Origin of the sequence: Neorhizobium alkalisoli (assembly GCF_002968635.1) — a bacterium.
GTDB classification, from domain to species: Bacteria; Pseudomonadota; Alphaproteobacteria; order Rhizobiales; family Rhizobiaceae; genus Neorhizobium; species Neorhizobium alkalisoli.
In genome coordinates this window covers 1-392 of sequence record NZ_PVBN01000063.1, presented here as the reverse complement: position 1 = coordinate 392, position 392 = coordinate 1, and the positions used below count along the sequence as shown (strand labels likewise).

The window sequence follows — 392 nt, the reverse complement described above, 5'->3', positions numbered from 1 at the left end:
CATTCAGAATCTTATCTAAAAATTCGGCCGTGTGGTCGTACAGATCAAAGTTAAATTCTAAATCCACCATCTGTATGATGGCTTGTTGGAACTCTTTGCTCGAATTTTCGAATAAATTTTCACAGCGCACCTGAGCGTGTAATTTAAAACTGGTCAAAGCGGCGATTAGAAAAGTGGCGCAGATTTTTTTAGTCATGCGCGCACTTTAACTGAAGGAGTAAAAAATTAAAAGAAACGAATTTTACCGGGTAAATAATAGTTTAAAAGTTTAGACAGGTGACCAAAAGCGCTCTTTGAAAAGCGCCCAGAACTAAGACTCAAGATTGATTTCATCGTTACTATCACTCGAAATTTCAGCAGCCGTATCGCGGTCGTCGCTGCTGGTTTCTTTT

1 protein-coding gene is annotated in these 392 nt (G+C 39.0%); it reads right to left on the bottom strand.

The window, feature by feature from the left end:
- Positions 1-196 (bottom strand): hypothetical protein (locus C5L13_RS29190; protein WP_205836908.1); only part of this gene is annotated, 196 nt, incomplete at its 3' end.
- Between the last annotated feature and the right edge of the window lie 196 nt (positions 197-392).